Genomic DNA, 23292 nt, shown 5'->3' on the forward strand with positions numbered 1-23292 from the left:
GAGAATGCCGGAATGAGTAGCGAGAGCAAGGTGAGAATCCTTGCGGCCGAATATCCAAGGTTTCCAGAGTAAAGCTGATCTGCTCTGGGTAAGTCGGGGCCTAAGGAGAGGCAGAGATGCGTATCCGATGGACAGCAGGTAAAAGATTCCTGCACCCCTTGTTATCAGAACTGCGGGGACACGGGAAGGGAAGCAGAGCCGGGAATGGAAAGCCCGGTGCAAGCGAAGTAGTCGCAGGATTGGAAAATCCGTCCTGCATGAGACGAAGGCGTGATGCGGAGCGAAACAAAGTAGCGAAGCTGCGGCCCCTTCCTGTCGAGAAAAGCCGCTATCGTGTAGCAAGGGCCCGTACCGTAAACCGACACAGGTGGATGAGGAGAGGATCCTAAGGCCGACGGGAGAAGTGTTGTTAAGGAACTCGGCAAAATGACTCCGTAACTTCGGGAGAAGGAGTGCTGCGAAAGCAGCCGCAGAGAAATGGCCCAAGCAACTGTTTAGCAAAAACACAGGTCTATGCGAAACCGAAAGGTGAGGTATATGGGCTGACGCCTGCCCGGTGCTGGAAGGTTAAGGGGAGAGCTTAGCGCAAGCGAAGGTTTGAACTTAAGCCCCAGTAAACGGCGGCCGTAACTATAACGGTCCTAAGGTAGCGAAATTCCTTGTCGGGTAAGTTCCGACCCGCACGAAAGGCGTAATGATTTGGGCACTGTCTCAACAACACACCCGGTGAAATTGAAATACCAGTGAAGATGCTGGTTACCCGCGCCAGGACGGAAAGACCCCATGGAGCTTTACTCCAGCCTGATACTGGGATTCGGTATTGCATGTACAGGATAGGTGGGAGGCTAAGAACTTATGGCGCCAGCCGTAAGGGAGCCGGTGTTGGGATACCACCCCTGCAGTACTGGGTTTCTAACCTGCGCCCGTGACCCGGGCGGGGGACAATGTCAGGCGGGGAGTTTGACTGGGGCGGTCGCCTCCGAAAGGGTATCGGAGGCGCTCAAAGGTCTCCTCAGGATGGTTGGAAACCATCCACAGAGTGCAAAGGCAGAAGGAGGCTTGACTGCGACACCGACGGGTGGAGCAGGTACGAAAGTAGGACTTAGTGATCCGGTGGCATAACGTGGGATTGCCATCGCTCAACGGATAAAAGCTACCCTGGGGATAACAGGCTTATCACTCCCAAGAGTTCACATCGACGGAGTGGTTTGGCACCTCGATGTCGGCTCATCGCATCCTGGAGCTGGAGCAGGTTCCAAGGGTTGGGCTGTTCGCCCATTAAAGCGGTACGCGAGCTGGGTTCAGAACGTCGTGAGACAGTTCGGTCCCTATCCGGCGCGGGCGCAGGATATCTGAGAGGAGCTGTCCTTAGTACGAGAGGACCGGGATGGACCGTCCGCTGGTGGACCGGTTGTCATGCCAATGGCACGGCCGGGTAGCCAAGACGGGAAGGGATAAACGCTGAAGGCATCTAAGCGTGAAGCCCCCCTCAAGATGAGATATCCAAACTCGAAAGAGTGAGAGACCCCTTAGAGACGATGAGGTAGATAGGGCAGAGATGGAAGCACAGCGATGTGTGGAGTTGACTGTTACTAATCGGTCGAAAGCTTGACCTTAAAAAAGTACTTGCAAAGATTAGAAAGATATGATATAATGTGTGTGGTTTTCAGGGTATGACCCTGATCAATATTCCTCGATAGCTCAGTCGGTAGAGCACGCGGCTGTTAACCGCGCTGTCGTAGGTTCAAGTCCTACTCGGGGAGTCTGGCTCCTTGGTCAAGTGGTTAAGACACCGCCCTTTCACGGCGGTAACATGGGTTCAAATCCCGTAGGAGTCATGTTGTGGCGTCGTAGCCAAGTGGTAAGGCAGAGGTCTGCAACACCTTCATCACCAGTTCAAATCTGGTCGACGCCTCTTAAAGAGACTAAGTGATTAGTCTCTTTTTGGTATTTACATTTAATTGAATATCGCGGGGTAGAGCAGTCTGGTAGCTCGTCGGGCTCATAACCCGGAGGTCGTTGGTTCAAATCCTTCCCCCGCAATTTCTGAAGCATCAATATATAGATATTGGTGCTTTTTTGTTTTACTAAAAATAAAAGAGTATATAAATTTCTAATCTGATCTGGATAAAGATAAAGCGGCAAAAATGCCGGAACAATCTTGAATGGAAACTAGAGATATATCGTTGTTCCAAAATGAGTAGTTATGGTTTATTTGCTTAGGATTTTCTAAATTCCTGATGTGCTATTTCCAACTTTTGTATCTTTAATTAAAAAACAGTGTCTATTTTTTCACATATTTAGGCATTTTTTTGTATTTTGTTCCCTTTTTTCGCAAAATTCAAAAAATAATCAATAGAGATTATCCATAAATGAAAGTGGAATGATAAGAAAAAAGAACGAAAAATATAAAGGATTTTACGTATAAAAGTGAATAAATTGTGAAATTCTCATAAATGAGAATATTAATTAAAAAATAATTTATAATCTTGTTGCAAATATCGGAAGATTGTGATAGCATTAACACATATCGTACTAGAAATGCTCTAGCAAAGCAACTATATCAAATAATATTGATAACTTAAATGGAGGAATGAAACTATGGCAAAGAAAGTTGTATTAGCAGGTGCTTGTCGTACCGCAATCGGAACAATGGGTGGTGGATTAAGCACAGTACCAGCTGCAGATTTAGGAAGCATCGTAATCAAAGAAGCATTAAAGAGAACTAACGTACCTGCTGATCAGGTAGACGAAGTATTAATGGGATGTGTTATTCAGGCTGGTCTTGGACAGAACGTTGCTCGTCAGGCTTCTCTTAATGCGGGACTCCCAATCGAAGTACCTGCTGTAACAATTAACGTAGTTTGTGGTTCCGGTCTTAACTGTGTTAACCTTGCTGCTACAAAGATTTTAGCAGGTGAGGCTGATATCGTTATCGCTGGTGGTATGGAAAACATGTCATTAGCTCCATTCTGCTTAGACAAAGCTCGTTTTGGATACAGAATGAACAATGGCGTATTAAAAGACTGTATGGTTAACGATGCATTAACAGATGCTTTCAATCAGTACCATATGGGTATTACAGCTGAAAACGTTGCAGAACAGTGGCATTTAACAAGAGAAGAGTTAGATGAGTTCTCCGCTAATTCACAGCAGAAAGCTACAGCAGCTATCGAAGCTGGTAAGTTCAAAGATGAAATCGTTCCTGTAGAAGTTAAACTTAAAAAGAAAACAGTTGTTGTAGATACAGATGAGGGACCACGTCCTGGAACAACAGCAGAAAGCATTTCTAAATTACGTCCTGCTTTCAAGAAAGATGGTATCGTAACAGCTGCTAACTCTTCAGGTATTAATGATGGTGCTGCTTGTGTTGTTGTTATGAGCGAAGAAAAAGCTAAAGAATTAGGTGTAACTCCAATGGCTACATGGGTAGCAGGAGCATTAGGCGGAGTTGATCCTTCTATCATGGGTGTTGGACCAGTTGCTTCTACTAAGAAAGTTCTTGCTAAAACTGGCATGAGCATTGATGACTTTGACTTAATCGAAGCTAACGAAGCTTTCGCAGCTCAGTCATTAGCAGTAGGAAGAGAATTAGGAATCAACCCAGAGAAGTTAAATGTTAATGGTGGAGCTATTGCTCTTGGACATCCAGTTGGAGCATCAGGATGCCGTATCCTTGTTACATTATTACATGAGATGCAGAAACGTGATGCTAAGAAGGGTCTTGCTACACTGTGTATCGGTGGTGGTATGGGCTGCTCAACAATTGTTGAAAGAGACTAATCACGTATAGAATGATTACATATATCCGGGTTCGGTTTTCGAATCCGGTTATATCAATTACATAGTTTATAACTGATTTCTACAGTTTATACAGTTATAATAATGTAATCTGAAAGGAGATACATACAATGGGATTTATCGATTATGAAGTAGATGGTCAGGTTGGTATTATCACCATCAATCGTCCAAAGGCTTTAAATGCTTTAAACAGTGAAGTATTAAAAGATTTAGATGCAACTATTGATGCAGTAGATTTAGATGCAATCAGATGTCTTATCATTACTGGTGCAGGAGAGAAATCTTTCGTAGCCGGTGCTGATATCGGAGAAATGAGCACTCTTACAAAAGCAGAAGGTGAAGCTTTTGGTAAAGTAGGTAATGATGTATTTAGAAAGATTGAAACTCTTCCTATTCCTGTTATCGCAGCAATCAACGGATTTGCATTAGGCGGTGGCTGTGAGATTTCTATGAGCTGTGATATCAGACTTTGTTCTGAGAATGCAGTATTTGGACAGCCGGAAGTTGGTCTTGGAATTACACCTGGTTTTGGTGGAACACAGAGACTTGCTCGTATCGTAGGACCTGGAAAAGCAAAACAGTTAATCTATACTGCTCGTAATATTAAAGCAGCAGAAGCATATAGAATCGGACTGGTTAACGAAGTTTATCCACTTGAAGAGTTAATGCCTCAGGCTAAAAAGATGGCAAAAGGTATTGCAAAGAACGCACCTATCGCAGTTCGTGCATGTAAGAAAGCCATCAATGAAGGTTTAGAAGTAGGAATGGATGAAGCTATCGTAATCGAAGAGAAGTTATTTGGTAGCTGCTTCGAGACAGAAGACCAGAAATACGGAATGGCATTCTTCCTTGACAAAAACAAAGAAAAGGTAAAAGAACCATTTAAAAACTGCTAATTAATCTATTACATATATTGATAATATTAATTGTCAGAAGATAATACATTTTATAGGAGGTTTCAGACAATGAAAGTTGGAGTTATTGGCGCAGGTACAATGGGATCAGGTATTGCTCAGGCATTCGCACAGACAGAAGGATACGAAGTATACTTATGTGATATTAACGATGAATTTGCCGCAAACGGTAAAAAGAAAATCGCTAAAGGATTTGAAAAGAGAGTAGCAAGAGGAAAAATGGATCAGGCTAAAGCTGATGCAATCCTTGCTAAGATTACTACTGGTACAAAAGATATCTGTACAGATGCAGATTTAGTAGTAGAGGCAGCTCTTGAGGTTATGGAAGTTAAACAGCAGACATTTAAAGAATTACAGGATATCGTTCCTGCAACATGTATGTTTGCAACAAATACATCTTCTTTATCTATTACACAGATCGGTGCAGGACTTGACAGACCAGTTATCGGAATGCATTTCTTCAACCCAGCTCCAGTTATGAAATTAATTGAAGTTATCGCTGGTCTTAATACACCAGATGAAATGGTTGAAAAGATTAAAGCTATCTCCGTAGAAATCGGAAAAACACCTGTACAGGTAGAAGAAGCTGCAGGATTCGTAGTTAACAGAATCTTAATCCCAATGATCAATGAAGCAGTTGGCATTTATGCTGATGGTGTTGCTTCTGTTGAAGGTATCGACACAGCTATGAAGTTAGGTGCTAACCATCCAATGGGACCTCTCGCTTTAGGAGATTTAGTTGGTCTTGATATCTGCCTTGCAATCATGGAAGTATTATACAATGAGACAGGAGATCCTAAGTATCGTCCACATCCATTATTAAGAAAGATGGTTCGTGGTGGAAAATTAGGTCAGAAGACTGGTATTGGATTCTACGATTACAGCAAATAATTAAAAAAGTGAATACGGCCGTGGGGACTATGCTCTGCGTCTCCACGGCTTTTAAGGTGGTTCTCCACCCCAATAACCAATTTATTATGGAGGAATGAAAATGGATTTCACATTAAGCAAAAAGCATGAAATGGCTAGACAGCTCTTTAAAGAGTTCGCTGAAAACGAAGTTAAACCTCTTGCTCAGGAGGTTGACGAGACAGAACATTTTCCAGAAGAAACCGTTGCAAAAATGCAAAAATTAGGTTTCATGGGAATTCCTGTGCCAAAAGAATATGGCGGACAGGGCTGTGATCCTTTAACATACATTATGTGTGTTGAAGAGTTATCTAAAGTTTGTGGTACAACAGGTGTTATTGTATCCGCACATACATCATTATGTGCAGATCCAATTCTTACTTATGGTACTGAAGAACAGAAACAGAAATATCTTGTTCCACTTGCAAAGGGTGAAAAGTTAGGTGCTTTCGGTCTTACAGAGCCAGGTGCTGGTACTGACGCTCAGGGTGTTCAGACAAAGGCTGTTTTAGATGGTGACGAATGGGTATTAAACGGATCTAAATGTTTCATCACTAACGGTTCTTATGCTGATTACTATATTATCATCGCTATCACAAGTGTTGATACAGATGCAAGAGGAAGAAAGAAAAAGAAATTCTCCGCATTTATCGTAGAAAAAGGAACTCCAGGATTTACATTTGGTACAAAAGAAAAGAAAATGGGTATCCGTGGTTCAGCTACATATGAATTGATTTTCCAGGATTGTCGTATTCCTAAAGAAAATCTTCTTGGACCTATGGGCAAAGGTTTCGCAATCGCTATGCACACATTAGATGGTGGACGTATCGGTATTGCAGCTCAGGCTCTTGGTATCGCAGAAGGTGCTTTAGATGCTACAATTGCTTATGTTAAAGAAAGAAAACAGTTTGGCAGAGCAATTGCTGCACAGCAGAATACACAGTTCCAGCTTGCTAATATGGCTACACAGGTAGAAGCTGCTAAGTTACTTGTTTATAAAGCAGCAATGGCAAAAGCAACACAGAGAGTATACTCCGTAGAAGCTGCAAAAGCTAAATTATTTGCAGCAGAAACAGCTATGGATGTAACAACTAAGTGTGTTCAGTTACTTGGTGGTTATGGTTACATCAGAGAGTACGACGTAGAACGTATGATGCGTGATGCTAAGATCACAGAAATCTACGAAGGAACATCAGAAGTTCAGCGTATGGTTATTTCTGGTAACTTATTAAGATAAGGAGGGAAAATACTGTGAAAATCGTAGTATGTATTAAACAGGTACCTGATACAAAAGGTGGAGTTAAGTTTAAACCAGACGGAACTCTTGATAGAGCAGCTATGCTTACTATCATGAATCCGGATGATAAGGCAGGTCTTGAAGCTGCCCTTAGAATAAAAGATGAAACAGGCGCAGAAGTAACTGTAGTTACTATGGGTCTTCCAAAAGCAGAAGAAGTTCTGCGTGAAGCTATGGCAATGGGTGCTGATAAGGGAATTCTTGTCACAGATCGTGTTTTAGGTGGAGCTGATACATGGGCAACATCTACAACAATCGCCGGAGCACTTAGAAATATTGATTATGATTTAATCATCACAGGTCGTCAGGCTATCGATGGTGATACTGCACAGGTAGGACCTCAGATTGCAGAACACTTAGATCTTCCTTTAATTTCCTATGCACAGGATATTAAAATCGAAGGAGACAGTGTAATCGTTCAGAGACAGTACGATGACAGATATCATGTTTTAAAAGCTAAATTACCATGTGTTATCACAGCACTTTCCGAATTAAATGAGCCACGTTATATGACTCCAGGCGGAATCTTTGATGCATATGATACAGAGATTACTACATGGGGAAGAAAAGACCTTAAAGATGTTGATGACAGCAACTTAGGTCTTGCAGGTTCTCCAACTCAGATCGCAAAAGCTTCTGATAAGGTACGTAAAGGTAAAGGTGTCATGATGACAGCTGAAACAGCAGAAGAAGGCGTTGAGTACATCATGGACAAACTGTTAACAAAGCATGTTATCTAATTGTAAAGGAAATGTGGTGAATAGAATGAATTTAGAACAATATAAAGGTGTATTTATCTATGCTCAGCAGGTTGACAATAAGATTGATGCCATTGCTTTAGAATTACTTGGAAAAGCAAATGACCTTGCTGCAGATTTAGGAACAGACGTAACAGCAGTTTTAATCGGTTCTGACGTAAAAGGCTTAGTTGATGAACTTGCTGAATACGGCGCAGATAAAGTTATCGTAGTTGATGACCCTGAATTAAAAGAATACAGAACAGAGCCATATACACATGCACTGGCATCTGTTATCAATGAATACAAACCGGACATTCTTCTGGTTGGAGCAACAGCAATCGGTCGTGACTTAGGACCTCGTGTTTCCGCAAGAGTTGCAACAGGTCTTACAGCAGACTGTACTGTTCTTGAAATTGGTGAATTCAAAGCTCGTGGAGATAAAGAACCTCGTCAGGGTCAGTTATTAATGACTCGTCCTGCATTCGGTGGTAACACAATCGCTACAATCGCTTGTCCTAACCATCGTCCACAGATGGCTACAGTTCGTCCTGGTGTTATGCAGAAGAAAGAGCCTGTTGCAGGAGCAAAGGCAGAAGTTATTGAATATAATCCAGGATTTACTCCAAATGACAAATATGTTGAGATTCTTGACATTGTGAAATCTGTTACAGAAACAGTTGATATCCAGGCTGCTAAGATTCTTGTATCTGGCGGACGTGGAGTTGGCTCTGCTGAAAACTTTGCATTATTAGACGATTTAGCAGAGGCACTTGGCGGAACAGTTTCCTGCTCTCGTGCAGTTGTAGATAACGGATGGAAACCAAAAGATTTACAGGTTGGTCAGACTGGTAAGACAGTTCGTCCTAATGTTTACTTTGCAATTGGTATTTCCGGAGCTATCCAGCACGTAGCTGGTATGGAAGAATCTGATATCATCATCGCTATTAATAAAGATCCAGATGCACCTATTTTTGATGTAGCTGATTACGGTATCGTTGGTGATGCATTAAAGATTGTTCCTAAGTTAACAGAAGCAATCAAGGCACAGGTTAAATAATAATTTAACTTTAGATGTTATGTAAAAGTTAAATATATTTTGTCTCAGATGTTTTGTTTATTGGCGATTCATTATTAAAAGAAAAATATACGCGATTTTTTACTGAACTCTATAAAATATATTGAAACAGGGAATCTTTTTATAGATTCCCTGTTTAGATGAAATAATAAGACTGCAGTTTATAACTGTGGTCTTTTTTATTTTACAGGAAATTATCCTCCTCCACTTTAGTTCTAATGAAACAATCACTATGTGATTTATATCAGATGTGAGATGACTCCCATCTCGCAGCAAGAATGCCGGGGCATTCTTGAAATAATTTTAAATAAGTATAAAGACAATCTGTTTATCATTAAATTTACATAATTCGTCAAAAAAGGTGGAAATTAGATTTAAATATGTTATAATACTCTTGCAGCACTTAACAAAGATATGAGAGGAGGCATTTATGGCACAGATTATTGCTTCTACGAAAGAGATATCTAATAAGAAACAGGCATTGGTGACATTGAGTAATTCATTGAAAACACAACTTACTGATTTAGAAACCCTGGGGAGTAGTCTTAATTCTATGTGGGAAGGAGCTGCAAAGGAGAAGTATTCGAAACAACTGAAAGTAGATATTGTAAAGATGCAGAGTTTACTTAGGACAATTTTAGAATTTATACTGATACTTGAGAAGATTATTATGATTTATAATAAGGCTGAGAAGAAGAACGAAGTAACTGCAGTAAGTTAGAGCAGAGTAATGTGTCCTCGGAGTCTTCTGACGAATTTAAGCATAAAAAGATTCCGAGACATTCTTTAAGTTAATTGTTAAGGAGGATTTTATGGCAGATTTAATTAATGTAACTCCAGAGAAGTTAAAGTCAACCGCAGTTTCTTTTCAACAGACCGGTCAGAATGTTAAGCGAACGACCTCAGATATGCTTCAGTTGGTGAGGGGAATCAGTAGTTCTATTTGGAGTGGTGAGGCAAGTAGCTCATTTATTAACAAGTTTAGTGGATTAGAAGCAGACATTAATAAAATGTGCAAGATGATAGAAGAAGAAGCGCAGCATTTAACTTCTATTGCACAGGAATATATATTAGCAGAAGAACAGAATAAACAAGTTGCGGCAACGTTAAAGAATAATGTTATCAGCTGATGATACAGTTGATATAGATAAGAAATGGTATCAGTTGTGATTTTCTGCCATGATAAAAGGGAAGCAGATTTTTTTTGTAAATTGTGCGACCAGTGTGTGGCAATTATAAATAACGAGCGTTTACAGTGTTGCATTGTGAGTGGTGAAGAGTATAAGAAGATGAACATAGAGAGAATACCGGTTGCAGATTTAATTGTAGCGGAAGTAATGAATTCTGTAGATTTAAGGAAGTTGATCCATATACGAAAGTGTTCGCCTAAAGCAAAGCTTTTGATTTTAAGTAGTCTTCAGATTTCGCCGGAGTACTATGTGATTCCGGAAATTTCACCGGATATGTTGTTACTAAAGCCATATATATATTCTAAAGCATACAAAGTTATTCATAAAATCTTTTCCTGGGTGTACAGGGATCGATATAGAAGACAAGGGATGAATAATATATTGCAAGTTTTGACAGGAGGAGAGTACTATTATTTTGATTATGCAGATATTAGTTATCTAGAAGCAAGAGATAAAAAGATTATATTGCATTTACAGAAGCAGGAGTTTTCTTTTTATAGTTCATTACAGAAGTTAGAAAGTAGTCTGCCGGATTATTTTGTGCGTTGTCATCGAAGTTATATTGTAAATTTTATGTCTGTTCAAAAAGTAGATTTAATGAACAGCGTGTTTTATTTGGATAAAAGAACAGTTATTCCGATTTCTCAAAAATACAAAGCTAAATTAGTAAAAATTTTTCAACGCAATAACACAGAGAATCTTCTGTTTCATCCTCAATAAACAGGGGAGAAATTACTAAAATTTAATCAGTATCAAAGAGGGAATCAAAACAAAAACATAGGGATTATAGGGCTGATTTAAGTTGACCCTGGTTTGTAACAGTGGTAAAATAGACTCATGATTTTTTTTTAACAAGCGCAAAAGTGGTTAGGAGGAGAAGCATGAGTTTTATTAAAGAATATGCACAGAAGCTTGTCACAGCAGAAGAAGCAGTTAAGGTAGTAAAATCACATGATTGGGTGGATTATGGTTGGACAACAGGTACACCGGTTGCCTTAGATGCAGCATTAGCAGCCAGAGCAGATGAATTAGAAGATGTAAAGGTTCGTGGGGGAATTTTATTAAGAGAACCTGAAATCTTTAAAGTAGATAATGTGGCAGAACATTTCACATGGAATTCCTGGCATATGGGTGGATTAGAGAGAAAAGCAATCAGTAAAGGTTTTGCTTTTTATTCTCCATTAAAGTATTCAGAGCTTCCACGTTATTACAGAGAGAATATCAAACATCTTAATGTTGCAATGTTCCAGGTAGCGCCAATGGATAAGCATGGATTTTTTAATTTTGGACCGAATGCATCACATATGATGGCTGTTTGTGAGACAGCGGATGTTATCATTGTAGAAGTTAATGAGAATATGCCTCGTTGCTTAGGTGGATTTGAAGAAGGAATCCATATTTCCCGCGTAGATTACATTGTGGAAGGTCAGAATCCTGCTATTGGAGAATTAGGAGCAGGTGCACCTCCAACAGAGGTAGATAGAGCGGTAGCACAGCTTATTGTGGAGGAGATTCCAAACGGAGCATGTCTCCAGCTTGGTATTGGCGGAATGCCTAATACAGTAGGTTCTATGATTGCAGAATCTGATTTAAAGGATTTAGGTGTACATACAGAGATGTACGTAGATGCATTTGTTGATATTGCAAAGGCAGGAAAGATTAATGGTTTAAAGAAGAATATCGATAAAGGACGTCAAGTATATGCATTTGGAGCTGGTACGAAGAAGATGTACGATTATCTGGATGATAACCCAGAATGTATGAGTGCGCCAGTTGACTATACTAACAGTGCGAAAACAATTGCACAGATTGATAACTTTATTTCTATCAATAATGCAGTTGATATTGACTTATATGGTCAGGTTAATGCAGAGAGTGCAGGTGTGAAGCAGATTAGTGGAGCAGGTGGACAGCTTGACTTTGTTCAGGGAGCATATTTATCTAAAGGTGGTAAGAGCTTTATCTGCTGCTCTTCTACATTTACTTCAAGAGACGGTGTAAAACATACAAGAATCAGACCTACTTTGGCAGAAGGTTCTACAGTAACAGACACTCGTCCTAATACACATTATGTAGTAACAGAGTTTGGTAAAGTATGTCTTAAGGGAATGTCTACATGGCAGAGAGCGGAAGCATTAATCAGTATTGCTCATCCTGATTTCAGAGACGAATTAATTAAAGAAGCAGAAAAGATGCAGATCTGGAGAAGAAGTAACAAATAATAAATAGATTGCATTTTTTAAAAGTATAATAAAACCTCACACACAAAGGATAATAAACAGTAAGTTTACAGTAGCTTTGTGTGTGAGGTTTTTGTATTTTTAATATCTATTACAGATGAATGGTTATTTTAAAACAAGGTTATCTATGTTTCTTATGATAATAGTTGATTTACCGGTTACATCTGTTTGGACTTCAAAGTTAGCCAGTTTGTTATAAGTTTCCATAGGGATGGATATTTCAATTCCGCTATCGGTTACCATAAACTGCTTTTCTAATTTCTTTACAGTATTTTCATTGGTGACAGTAAAGTTGTCATATTGGAGATCATATTGTTCCATTTTTTCGTCAAATTCTGATTTTTTTTCAGGACTTTTTCCAAAGAGTTTATTTCCGATTTCTTCTACATCAAAAGATTTGCGATCTACATATTCTTTTTGTAAGGCACTTTTTGTATCCATCTTTGTTTTTAAATCGGCACCGTCATATTTATTGGAAATATTATTAATAACACGTGTCAGTATATTTAACTTCTTTTTAGGTGGAATATTAGTATGGCAGATGAGAAAGTTTTCAGATAAATAATATGCTTTTTCACCATTGATTTCATATCTTTTTTCCAGAAGTTTTATATGATAATCTGACAAATTAATAATTACAGCTTCAGGAATTCTTGAAGTTGCTGAGGGAAGAAGGGCTCTTGATTTAACAATTCCGGTATTGATAACAGGAATGTTAGAATCATTACTATTAAGATTAGTACCTTCAGAATCCGATGCAGTAATTTCATGGGTATAACTTTCTTTATAATTCATTTTTAAGAGAGCAAGGTAGATGGTTCCTTCAGCCTGGAAAGTTACGAATAGAAGGTCAGCAGCAGGAATATCTAATCCTTCTCCCATGGCAATATAAAGTTTGTTTGCAATTGCCTGGCTTGTTTCTATAAAAGAGGCATCATCAGATTCATCCCAGGTTTCAAGGATAGAGTAAATTGGTGATGCTTCTGGATTAAACTCACAGTTCTTGGTATCGTCGCTGGAAACGATTTTATAAATGTGGTTTCGAATAAAGTCATGTAAATCTGGACCGGGATCTAAGAGAGTATTAGATAATATACATTCTCCGCGATTTGTGTCTAGAATATGTAAAATAGCTTTTCTTATAACGATATCATCTTTTGCTATCATAGGGGCAGCTCCTTTGTTTTTATTTGATTAAATAGTATAAGATTAGGGTTAAAAGGTCAAAACTCCGTTCGTGCCAGAATTATGAGAGTAGCGTTAGCTATGGAATAATTCGTGACATCAAGTTAGGGACAAAATACTTTTTGCCCCTAACACCACAGTATATCACTTTAGGGGAAAAGAAGCTATGAGATTTTTGATTTTTATATATGGAGAAAAGTATGGAAGACGTTTTTTACTTTCAGAAGATGCGAACCAAAAGTGCAGGATACTACTTACGAAAGATGAGTTTTCCATAGAACAGACGATGTTTTTGGAATTGGAATATATAATGCAGGAATGGTATGTTAAGGAAACAGCTTACTATAAAGTAAGCAAAAAACAGTTTTTTCAAACGGAAAGGGTGGAAGAGAATCAAGCTGTTTTTTATAAGTTGAATACAGGACGGAAATATATTTTAAAAATCGGTGAAAAAAATATTTCTATACAATATATACGTTGTAAATATAATTGGAGTGCCTATCGAACATATAGATTAAAAGTTTGCAGAATAGTAAAGCAGTCAAATAAAGTTTTTCTGACGGGAGATGATTCGGAGCAGATTCCCTGTGTGAGCATTTTAAATAAAAATGGTCAATGGTTTTTAAATAATTATGGAATAGAACCAGTATACATTAATGGAGATTTCATAAAAGAGAATAAGAAACTGAGTTATGGAGATATTATATATTTTTCTGGAAGAATTTTTTTGTTTTTTGATGATTTTATTGCGGTAGAACAGACAGAAGAAGAGATAAGTGTATTTTGCTTAGAAGAAATAAAGGTGAATGAATTTATACAGGATAAGGGCGTTATAGCTCCTATGTTAAAAGAAAGTTTTCACAGGGCACCAAGAATTATGGAACATTTAGAGAAGCTTACATTACAGATTGAGAATCCACCTATATTGGGAATGTTGGGAATGGAAGAACAACGTTCTGTATTTATGGATATAGGTGCGGTTTTGAGCATGATGTTTCCGATGTTGGGAATGAATGTATTTTTAATATATGGGATGAGGACAGAAGAAAATCAAGCAGGTACATATATATATTCAGGAATATTTATGGTTGTTATATCAGTAATGTGTTCTCTTTTGTGGATTATGATTTCCAGGCAATATGAGAAGAGAAAAAGAAAGGAACGAACGGATAGAAAGAAGAATGCTTACAGAAGATATTTGCATAAAAAAAGTATGCAGATTAAAGAACAATATGAAAAAACTTATAAAGTATTACAAAGTCGTTATTTATGTGCAGACAGGTATGTGAATAATTCACTGTTATTTTTATATTTGTGGAACCGAAATCCCTATCATGAAGATTTTTTAAAATATAGAGTAGGTACCGGGAATATACGGTTTCCTATGGAAATAAAGTTTGTGGGAGAAGTGTCTTATGAGGAAGAAGGTGTGCTGTGGCAGGAAGCAGAAAAGATACGAGAACATTATAATATCATGCATCAGATTCCGATGTTGTTAGATATAACACAATATGATCAAGTCGGGGTTATAGAAGCAGAGATGGATGATGGAATGATAATCGTGCGGAACCTGATATTACAGATTGCGCTATGTAATTGTTATACAGAGGTAAAACTGGCATGTATATATGATAAAAATAAAGTTATGCAATATGAACAGTGGGGATTTTGTCGATGGCTGCCACATATATGGGACAGTGATAGAAGAAAGCGCAATATTGCAGAAAATCTATCAGAAGCAAGAGAATTATTTTACAGGCTGCTTCAGGTATTTAAAGAAAGAGAAAGAATATCTACACCAGGTCGATCAGAGCAAGGACTGCCTCATTATATTTTATTTATTGCGGAAGAAAAATATCTGGATGGAGAAATGTTTTCCAAATATATTTTTAATAAAAAAGAGAATTACGGTCTAACAGTTATATGGCTTGTGGAAAGAAGAGAACAGTTGCCTAATACATGTAAATTAGTATTGGAAAGAAGTAAGGAGTTTTCAGGGTGGTATGAAATAGAACGGCATAGTCAAAAAAGGGAAGAGATATATTTTGATTATATAAAAAAAGAAGCGGCGGAACGATTAATAAGAACTATTTCAGGAATAAGGGTAGCGGAGATAGAAGAAAAGAAGGACATTCCTGACACAATTGATTTTTTAAAAATGTATGGAGTTATGACAGTGAAGGAACTTGATATAGAAAGTCGTTGGAGACAGAACAGTATTTATGAGAGCTGCCGGGTTTTGATTGGAAAAAAAGCGGGAGGTGAATCTTGTTATTTAGATATCCATGAACGTTATCATGGACCGCATGGCTTACTTGCAGGCACTACAGGTTCAGGGAAAAGTGAAGTACTTCAGACGTTCATACTGTCAATGGCCATAAATTTTAGTCCTGAAGCAGTTAATTTTTTGCTTATAGATTATAAAGGAGAAGGAATGTCAGGATTATTTTCTGAGCTGCCACATATTTCCGGAGGAATTTCAAACTTATCAGATGGACAGGCTTACAGGGCAATGATATCCATAAAAAGTGAAAATAAACGAAGACAAAAGATATTTAAGCAGTGGAAGGTTAATAATATTAATGATTACACAAAGCTTTTTATTGCGGGAGCTACAAGCGAAGCAATTCCGCATTTATTAATTGTTATAGATGAATTTGCAGAATTAAAAAAAGCAGAACCGGAATTTATGCAGGAACTGATTAGCGTGGCTCAGGTCGGGAGAAGTTTGGGAGTTCATCTTATATTGGCAACACAAAAACCGGGAGGAGTTGTTGATGATAAAATATGGAGCAATTCACGATTTCGTATTTGTCTTAAAGTACAGGAAAGAGAGGATAGTATGGACATGCTTCATAACATGGATGCCTGCCAGATTGCACAAACTGGAAGGGGGTATTTACAGGTTGGGAATAATGAGGTCTATGATTTATTTCAAGCTGGCTGGAGCGGAGCGCCGTATAGGGAAGAATGTAGAAAAGCGGTAGCACAGATGATTAATCTAGATGGTACTCCTTGTTCTGTAAAAAATACTTTTGTAAAAGAAACGTTTGAACACGAGAAAGAAATAACGCAGTTGCAGGCAATAACAAAGTATATAGCTCACTTTGCAAAGAAATATAACTACAGAGCAGGTACGCGATTATGGATGGATCCTTTGCCGAAATATTTATATTTAGAAGATATTATAGAAGAGAATAAAGATAAGAAAGGTAAGGAGCAGCGAATACAGCAGTTATTTTGTAATGAGGGAATACAAATTTGTCTAGGAGTATTTGATGATCCGGAAAACCAGGAACAGCCAAAGTTTTATTTCAATCTTATGGAATGTGGCCATGTTGGCATTGGAGGAAGGAGTGTTTCGGGTAAAAGTACTTTCCTGCAGACCTTTATATTTTCTTTATTAAATACGTATTCAGAAAAAGATATTATTTTGTATATTTTAGATTTTAATGGTGGAGGAATGGATATTTATGCGGTTGCATCGCAGGTACAGCAAGTGATAAAGGAAGAGGAAGAAGAAAAAACGGATAGATTATTTGAAGGTATCAGAGAAGAATTAAAAAGAAGAAAGAAAATGTTATCGGGAGGTAATTTTAATCAATATAAAAATAGAATGGGGGAAGAAGAGAGCATTCCCCTTATGGTGATTGTATTAGATGGTTTTGAGGAGTTTTGCACAGTGACGTATCAAAAATATGAAGATATATTGTATCAAATATTAAGAGAAGGGGAAAAGCTTGGGATATTAATGATAATAACAGTAGAATCTTTTTCAGGTATGAATATATCTATGAGATTGTCAGATCTTTTAAAGACCAGAATTTGTTTTTATATGAAGGATACTTATTCCTATACAGAAGCGTTTAATATAATACAGATTCCTGTTTTACCTAAAAAGGGGATACCAGGGAGGGGAATTGCTTATTATGGAGAGCGGATTTTAGAATTTCAGACAGCATTGGCAGTGAAAGAACAGAATGATTACAGGAGACAGGAGAAAATAAGGCAGATATTGGACAGGAGAGTGGCAGTGTGATATATGTGGATATTTTTGTTGCTGGAGTAGGAAAGTGGTACGAATTTAGATGTGAAGAAACGGAGATAGTGAAGAATATTATAAAAGAAATATATCATACGGTGATGAATATAGAGTTTACAACTTGTACTAAGCTGGAAGAAAAAAATTTAGAGAGAGGAAAAGAGAGAATAAAAGAAGAAAATTTATATTTGGCATGTATAGAGAGTAAGGTTGTGCTGAATCCCAATGTACGGTTAGAGGAATGTGTGGTGAACAATGGAAATAGATTAATACTTTTTGACAGGTGTGATTTATAAATGCTGAAATTGGGATCTGTATTAGATGGTAAATATAAAATAATATCTGTAATTGGACAGGGAGGGATGAGTACAGTATATCTGGCAAGGCACCAACGGTTAAATAAAGAATGGGCAGTAAAAGAAATAAGCAGAGAATATTGTGAAAACTATGAAATGATAAGCAGACAATTAGTATTAGAAGCAGATATTCTAAAAAAATTAAATCACCCGGGTTTACCAAAGATTATTGACATCATAGAAAAAAAGGATGTTATCTGGATGGTTATGGAATTTATTGAAGGAAAGACATTAAAAGAAGTTCTGAAAGAAAGAGGAAGGATTCAGGAAACAGAAGTATTATCCTGGGGAAAACAGCTGTGTGAGGTGCTGTCTTATCTGCATTCTAGAACTCCGCCGATTATTTATCGAGATTTAAAGCCGGATAATATCATATTAAAAAAAACAGGAAGACTGGTGCTGATTGATTTTGGAACGGCACGTGAATATTGTTATGAAAAGAATAGTACAGATACGACATATTTAGGAACTAGAGGATATGCGGCACCGGAACAGTACGGAGGAATGGGACAGACGGATGAGAGGACGGATATTTACTGTCTGGGAGTTACTTTATATAGTATGCTAACTGGTTACAGTCCGGAAAAACCACCTTATAAAATTTATCATCAACAATATTGGGGAGAGAATATATCCTGTGAGATAAAAGAAGTTATTTTAAAATGTATGCAATTAGAACCAGATATGCGGTATCAGAATTGCAAAGAGCTTTCTTATGCGTTTTCTCAAGTAGATTATAAGAAGCATACTTCTTTAAAAACAGAAAAGAGGAAAGTAAAAAAATTAATAGTCTTTATTGTATTGTTACAAATATCAGGTATGTTTAGTTTAGGCTGTAAGGAGGCTGCTCATTTTTATAAAGAAAAAGCAATTACTGTTTATATAGAATCCTCAGAGAAAAGTATAGATAAGAAAAAAGCGGAACAATATTATAAACAGGCATTGCTTCTTATACCAGATGAAAAAGCAATTTATCAAAGCCTGGTAAAATATTTTATTCATCCGAACAATTTTAGTGTGGAAGACGCTTCAATTTTGACAAGCGTTGTAATGACTACATGTAAGGAAAAGACTGTATTAGATATTTTTAAGGAAAATAAACGAGAAGGATATATGGAATTTTGCTATGAGGTAGGACTGGGATATTTCTATGATATGGGTGGCATTACAGGAAAAAGTGCATCAGAAAAATGGTTTTGTGATGTAGTTGATTTGTTAGATGACGGAAAAAAGAAAAAGACTTTTGATGAAGGTAAGAAAAAGAGGGTAATAGCTTATGCAAATATAGCAAGATATTATAATACTTTCTTGATTAATGGAGTTGATAAGAGTGGAGAACGAGAAAATAAGGATTTTCTAGATTTTTATAATGAGTTATGTATATTAAATCAATTTAAAATTACGGAAAGGAGTTCAACTTCGGATATTTCTGCTGCATATCTAATTTCTAAAGAAGTTGCGATAGAAATAGCGAATTATGCAGATGAATTTTTAAGGATGAAAGAGATAAACAGAGAAATGTTAAAAAAACAATTGATAAAGATAAACGGAAGAATGCGATATTTTGAAAGAGCAAAGAAAAACGGGAAAGAATTAGAGAATCTTTTACAAGATGCTCAAAGAAGAGTAGAGATGGCTGATGGATTTAAGTATGAGGGGGATGAAGGAGATGAGGGAGGAACTTAATGCAGATTTATTAAGAAGAATTGCGTACCTGACAAAAGGGCAATTAATGGGGGAGATATTATTTTATATTTTTTTGCTTAGCAGTATAATTTATTTGATGGTGGGAAAAGTATATAAATCAATAGTTTGTATAAAAGAGTTCAGAAAGAAAAAAAGTATTTGGATACTTCCGTTTATTTTATTGGGAATCGCAGGATTAGTATGGAATACTTACGGATGTCAGGTAAAGGCGGCATCGATGCTGGAGAACGAAGATACAGAGTCAGAGATGGTGATTGATAAAAAGCATCCTGAAATACAGGGAGATATATTCGTTGAAGAAGGTGAAGTAGAGGATACGGCAGGAAATCATGCGATATCTGCTGAAACAGGAAAGGAGGGGGCGGAAAGCGAAGAGTTTATTATAGATAATTCAGCGCCGAAATTAACTGTTAATTATGAAGGTGTTTTGAATATTATGGATAAAGATTCTGCAATATGGAATATAAACGAAACACTGCATAACAATGAAGGAAAAGTGACGTCTTCACAAAATCAGATTTTTTGTGGAAAGGAGAATGGAATTTCTATATGTATAGAAGAAGAGAATATTGTGCCGGAAGATATTGAAATAAAATTATATCGTATGTCATACGGAAAAAAAGGACAGTGGGAACAAGAAGAAGTACCGGAGTCAGATATAAGTAAAAAAATAATAAGATTAAAAGAAAATCAACAACCCCAAGGAATATTTCTCTATGCTATTAAAAATCTTGAAGACGGACATTATAGAGTTAAGATACATTGTACGGATAAAGCAGGAAATGTAATGGAAGCAGAAAGAAATAGTGAGACAGATAAATGTATAGATAATGGATGGTATGAAAGTCCGATATATACAGTAGATACCGTTTCACCGATTATAACAGAGGTGTTTTGCAATCAATATCCGGTAAGAGAAAAAGAAGACCGACAGTACTTCAAAAATGCTCCTGAAATTATTATTCGTATACAGGAAGAGAATTTTAATAAAGCTAATTTTTCAGTAGATGGGAAGATGTTTTATGCAGATGGAAAGAACATGGAAAAAGAATGGAGAACACTAAAAAAGCAAGCAGATCATCTACAATGGAAATCTTATTATAAAGATGGGATAAGGATAAATGAAGCAAGGATGAAAGCAGCTATAGAAGCAAATTATACTATACTGTTTCAAAGTACAGATGGAGCGGTTCATAAGGGAAATCAAAAAGAACTGAAAATTACATATGATGCAAAAAAACCGGAGATTATTTATACAGGGCAGAATGATCAAAAGGAACAGTTAGTTTTTAGACCAGAGATGCAGAAAGAGGGAAAGAGTTTTTTTACATTTCGCAGATATCCATTTTTTCGATATTTTAGTATGAAACGCATATGTGCATCTATTCAGGTAAGAGATGAAGTCAGTGGAGTTGAAAACTTGAGTTATATGTTTGTGCCATATGGAAGTGATGATGGCAGAGAAGAATGGTCTGTTTTGAAGAATGAAGGAGAAAAGCAGAATCTATCAGAGCTGACAACAATTGTGTTACCTGCACAGCAAAATTTTAAAGGCTATTTAAAAGTTTATGGACAAGATTATAGTGGAAATGTCGGAGGAATTGTAAAAAGTAAAGGAATGGTTTCTGAAGATGAACAATTACATGAACAAGTAAGTAAAATCTCTTTAAAAATACCGGAAGCAGTTTTTACGGATGAGAAAGAAAAGCTAAATTATTATAATAAAGCAGTTCTCGTTGAAGCGGTCTTTGAGGATGAACAGTCGGGAATTTGTAAAACCAGTCTGTGTGGAAAAGTAAATAATAAGGAAATGCATGAGGATAGCAGCATAGTGGTTTGGGATGCTGAGGATACAGTATATAGAAAAAGACAGCGGCTTACATTAGAAGAGAAAAGCTTTAGATATTCAGATTCTGATCATCCAATAATGATTCAAGGAAGCATGACAGATAATGCAGAACATGTAAGTGAAGAGGTTTTGGAACAGGGAATCATTATTGACACTGAAAAGCCGGTTATAAAGGTGGAGTATGATAGAAATAATCAAACAGAATATTATAATACAGAAAGAAAAGCAAGAGTAATAGTTAGAGAGCGCAACTTTAGACCTGAGTTGGTGAAGTGGGATATAAAGGGAAGTAATCAGGAATATCATATGGGCGAATGGAAAACGACAGAAGATATACATACATGCGAGATATATTTTGATAAAGATGGAGAAGATTATGCAATTAATCTTTCTGTGACAGATAAGGCAGGGAATGAGTCGGAATGGAAAGACAGGGAGTATTTTACGATTGATAAAACGCTTCCGGAAGTTTCTATTGCCATAGAGAATAATACGGATTATGAAAAAGAAAATCAGCTTTTATATTTTAACACAGATAAAACAGTGGTATTTTGCATAAAAGATAAAAATTTTGATGAACATAAGGTTGAATATGATATAAGAGCAATAAAAGCAGCGGATAAAAGGAAACAGATAGATGCAAACAATACAGAATCCTATGTCAGAAATGGAGAAAAGCATTATAGGTATCTGACTTTAAAAGAGGAGGCGCACTATTACATTCAGATGCGATGTACAGATAAAGCCGGAAATGAATCTGAAAAAAAGAAAATAGAGTTTGTAATAGATAAGACAGTTCCCAATATTACGATAAAAGGAGTCGAGAATGAAGCGGTATATGAAGACAGAGTAATAATGCCTGAGGTAATATGTGAAGATAAATATCTGGATGTGGATTCTGTAAAGGTGTATTTATTAAAAGCAGGTGGTGAATCGGTTTCGAAAGAAGACTGGAATTATGAAAGAACGGAGGATAAAAAGAAGGTACAGATTCAATGGGAGAATTTAAGACAAAATAAGTCAAAAGACGGTATTTATCAATTATTTATTAAGGCAAATGATAAAGCAGGAAATAAAATAAAGGATAATTATAAGGTTATTTTTCGAGTAAATCGTTGGGGTGCAGATTTTATTTTGAATCATAAGATAAAAGAAAGTATAGATGGACATTATTTAAGAGAAGAACCCAATATTATATTAAAAGAACGATGTGTAAAACAGACAAAATCAAGAGTGATAATTTTAAAAGATAATGAAGAAAGAAGAACTTTGAAAGGAGAATATGTAAAAGAGTGTATAATCGCAGATAAAAAATCAGAAAAATACGGATGGTATGAGAAAAGCTATAATATAAAAAAAGAGAATTTTACAGAAGAGGGAGAATATCTCGTTACAATTCAGGAAGATTCTAAGGAGAAGAAAATACATTTTGTTATAGATAAAACACCACCAGTAGTTCATATTAGTAATCTAGAAAAAGATATTTATGAGGAAGAAGAACATAGCTTTACAATCGGTATAATGGATAATTATGCCTTTGAAAAAATGGAATTATATGTAGAGAAAAGTACGATACCTTTGTATAAGAAAAAGGTGCAGAAATTTATTATAAAGCCGGAAGATTTAGATAAGAATCATATGGTGAATCAGAAGATTACAGAAGATACAGCGTATCAAACGATACATTATATTGCATGGGATAAAGCAGGAAATAAGCTGGATTCTAATGATAATGGAGATACAAGGAAGTGTCTTGTAACTACGAATAAGCCTGTAAAAGAATATTATAAAAATAATCCTAAATCACAAATAATAATGGGGATAGTAATAGCTGCTACTGTATTTACAAGTGGGTGCATAGCCTTTTACAATAGAAAAAAGCATAGATAATAATATAGATAAAAATATAGATAAAAATACGGGAGGGAAGCCTTTGACGTGAAAAAATTTTTCTGCTATAGTGAACTTAATTATGGAAAACAGGAGT

15 protein-coding genes, 4 tRNA genes and 1 rRNA gene (1 of these 20 cut by a window edge) are annotated in these 23292 nt (G+C 36.7%); 19 read left to right on the top strand and 1 reads right to left on the bottom strand.

Annotation, left to right across the window (positions count from 1 at the left end):
- From EHLA_RS00790 to EHLA_RS00860, 15 genes are all read left to right on the top strand, one after another.
- Positions 1–1616: ribosomal RNA gene (locus tag EHLA_RS00790) — 23S ribosomal RNA — on the top strand (it extends 1275 nt beyond the left edge of the window).
- Positions 1617–1690: 74 nt separating this feature from the next.
- A tRNA-Asn gene (locus EHLA_RS00795) sits at positions 1691–1763 on the top strand.
- 3 nt (positions 1764–1766) lie between these two features.
- Positions 1767–1838, top strand: a tRNA-Glu gene (locus tag EHLA_RS00800).
- Positions 1839–1844: 6 nt separating this feature from the next.
- Positions 1845–1915 (top strand) — tRNA-Cys (locus tag EHLA_RS00805).
- A 54-nt stretch (positions 1916–1969) separates the two neighbouring features.
- Positions 1970–2043, top strand: a tRNA-Met gene (locus EHLA_RS00810).
- Between the two features lie 558 nt (positions 2044–2601).
- Positions 2602–3783, top strand: a complete 1182-nt coding sequence (locus EHLA_RS00815; RefSeq protein ID WP_096238950.1) for an acetyl-CoA C-acetyltransferase — start codon at positions 2602–2604, stop codon at positions 3781–3783.
- A 128-nt stretch (positions 3784–3911) separates the two neighbouring features.
- Positions 3912–4697, top strand: a complete 786-nt coding sequence (locus tag EHLA_RS00820; protein ID WP_096238951.1) for an enoyl-CoA hydratase-related protein — start codon at positions 3912–3914, stop codon at positions 4695–4697.
- 69 nt (positions 4698–4766) lie between these two features.
- Positions 4767–5606: a 3-hydroxyacyl-CoA dehydrogenase NAD-binding domain-containing protein gene (locus EHLA_RS00825; protein WP_005343419.1), complete on the top strand. Its 840-nt coding sequence runs from the start codon at positions 4767–4769 to the stop codon at positions 5604–5606.
- 100 nt (positions 5607–5706) lie between these two features.
- Entirely contained in the window at positions 5707–6861 is a 1155-nt protein-coding gene (locus tag EHLA_RS00830) for an acyl-CoA dehydrogenase (protein ID WP_021906453.1), read from the top strand.
- A 14-nt stretch (positions 6862–6875) separates the two neighbouring features.
- A complete protein-coding gene (locus EHLA_RS00835) occupies positions 6876–7661 on the top strand; it encodes an electron transfer flavoprotein subunit beta/FixA family protein (protein WP_021906452.1) in 786 nt (261 codons plus the stop codon).
- Between the two features lie 25 nt (positions 7662–7686).
- Positions 7687–8718 (top strand): electron transfer flavoprotein subunit alpha/FixB family protein, encoded by a 1032-nt coding sequence (locus EHLA_RS00840; protein ID WP_044921142.1) that lies wholly within the window; start codon positions 7687–7689, stop codon positions 8716–8718.
- 448 nt (positions 8719–9166) lie between these two features.
- Entirely contained in the window at positions 9167–9457 is a 291-nt protein-coding gene (locus EHLA_RS00845; RefSeq protein ID WP_096238952.1) for a hypothetical protein, read from the top strand.
- Positions 9458–9548: 91 nt separating this feature from the next.
- Positions 9549–9866: a WXG100 family type VII secretion target gene (locus EHLA_RS00850; protein WP_096238953.1), complete on the top strand. Its 318-nt coding sequence runs from the start codon at positions 9549–9551 to the stop codon at positions 9864–9866.
- A gap of 159 nt (positions 9867–10025) precedes the next feature.
- A complete protein-coding gene (locus EHLA_RS00855) occupies positions 10026–10646 on the top strand; it encodes a LytR/AlgR family response regulator transcription factor (RefSeq protein WP_157908526.1) in 621 nt (206 codons plus the stop codon).
- Between the two features lie 161 nt (positions 10647–10807).
- Positions 10808–12148, top strand: a complete 1341-nt coding sequence (locus EHLA_RS00860; RefSeq protein WP_096238955.1) for a butyryl-CoA:acetate CoA-transferase — start codon at positions 10808–10810, stop codon at positions 12146–12148.
- Between the two features lie 123 nt (positions 12149–12271).
- Here EHLA_RS00860 and EHLA_RS00865 read toward each other — a convergent pair whose 3' ends face one another.
- Positions 12272–13333, bottom strand: a complete 1062-nt coding sequence (locus EHLA_RS00865; RefSeq protein WP_096238956.1) for a nucleoid-associated protein — start codon at positions 13331–13333, stop codon at positions 12272–12274.
- Between the two features lie 184 nt (positions 13334–13517).
- On the opposite strand from EHLA_RS00865, the gene essC reads away from it, so the two are divergent.
- The 4 genes from essC to EHLA_RS00885 are packed head-to-tail and all read left to right on the top strand — an operon-like array spanning position 13518 to position 23195.
- The gene (gene essC, locus EHLA_RS00870; protein ID WP_096238957.1) at positions 13518–17390 is read left to right on the top strand and encodes a type VII secretion protein EssC; all 3873 of its coding nucleotides are present in this window, start codon (positions 13518–13520) and stop codon (positions 17388–17390) included.
- On the top strand, positions 17387–17689 hold the full coding sequence (locus tag EHLA_RS00875) for a hypothetical protein (RefSeq protein ID WP_096238958.1): 303 nt from the start codon (positions 17387–17389) through the stop codon (positions 17687–17689). Before essC ends, EHLA_RS00875 begins: the two co-directional genes overlap by 4 nt.
- Positions 17690–19435: a serine/threonine protein kinase gene (locus tag EHLA_RS00880; RefSeq protein ID WP_096238959.1), complete on the top strand. Its 1746-nt coding sequence runs from the start codon at positions 17690–17692 to the stop codon at positions 19433–19435.
- The gene (locus tag EHLA_RS00885; RefSeq protein ID WP_096238960.1) at positions 19419–23195 is read left to right on the top strand and encodes an Ig-like domain repeat protein; all 3777 of its coding nucleotides are present in this window, start codon (positions 19419–19421) and stop codon (positions 23193–23195) included. Before EHLA_RS00880 ends, EHLA_RS00885 begins: the two co-directional genes overlap by 17 nt.
- The last annotated feature ends 97 nt before the right edge of the window (positions 23196–23292 follow it).

The organism is Anaerobutyricum hallii (assembly GCF_900209925.1).
In the GTDB taxonomy this organism is placed as follows: domain Bacteria; phylum Bacillota; class Clostridia; order Lachnospirales; family Lachnospiraceae; genus Anaerobutyricum; species Anaerobutyricum soehngenii.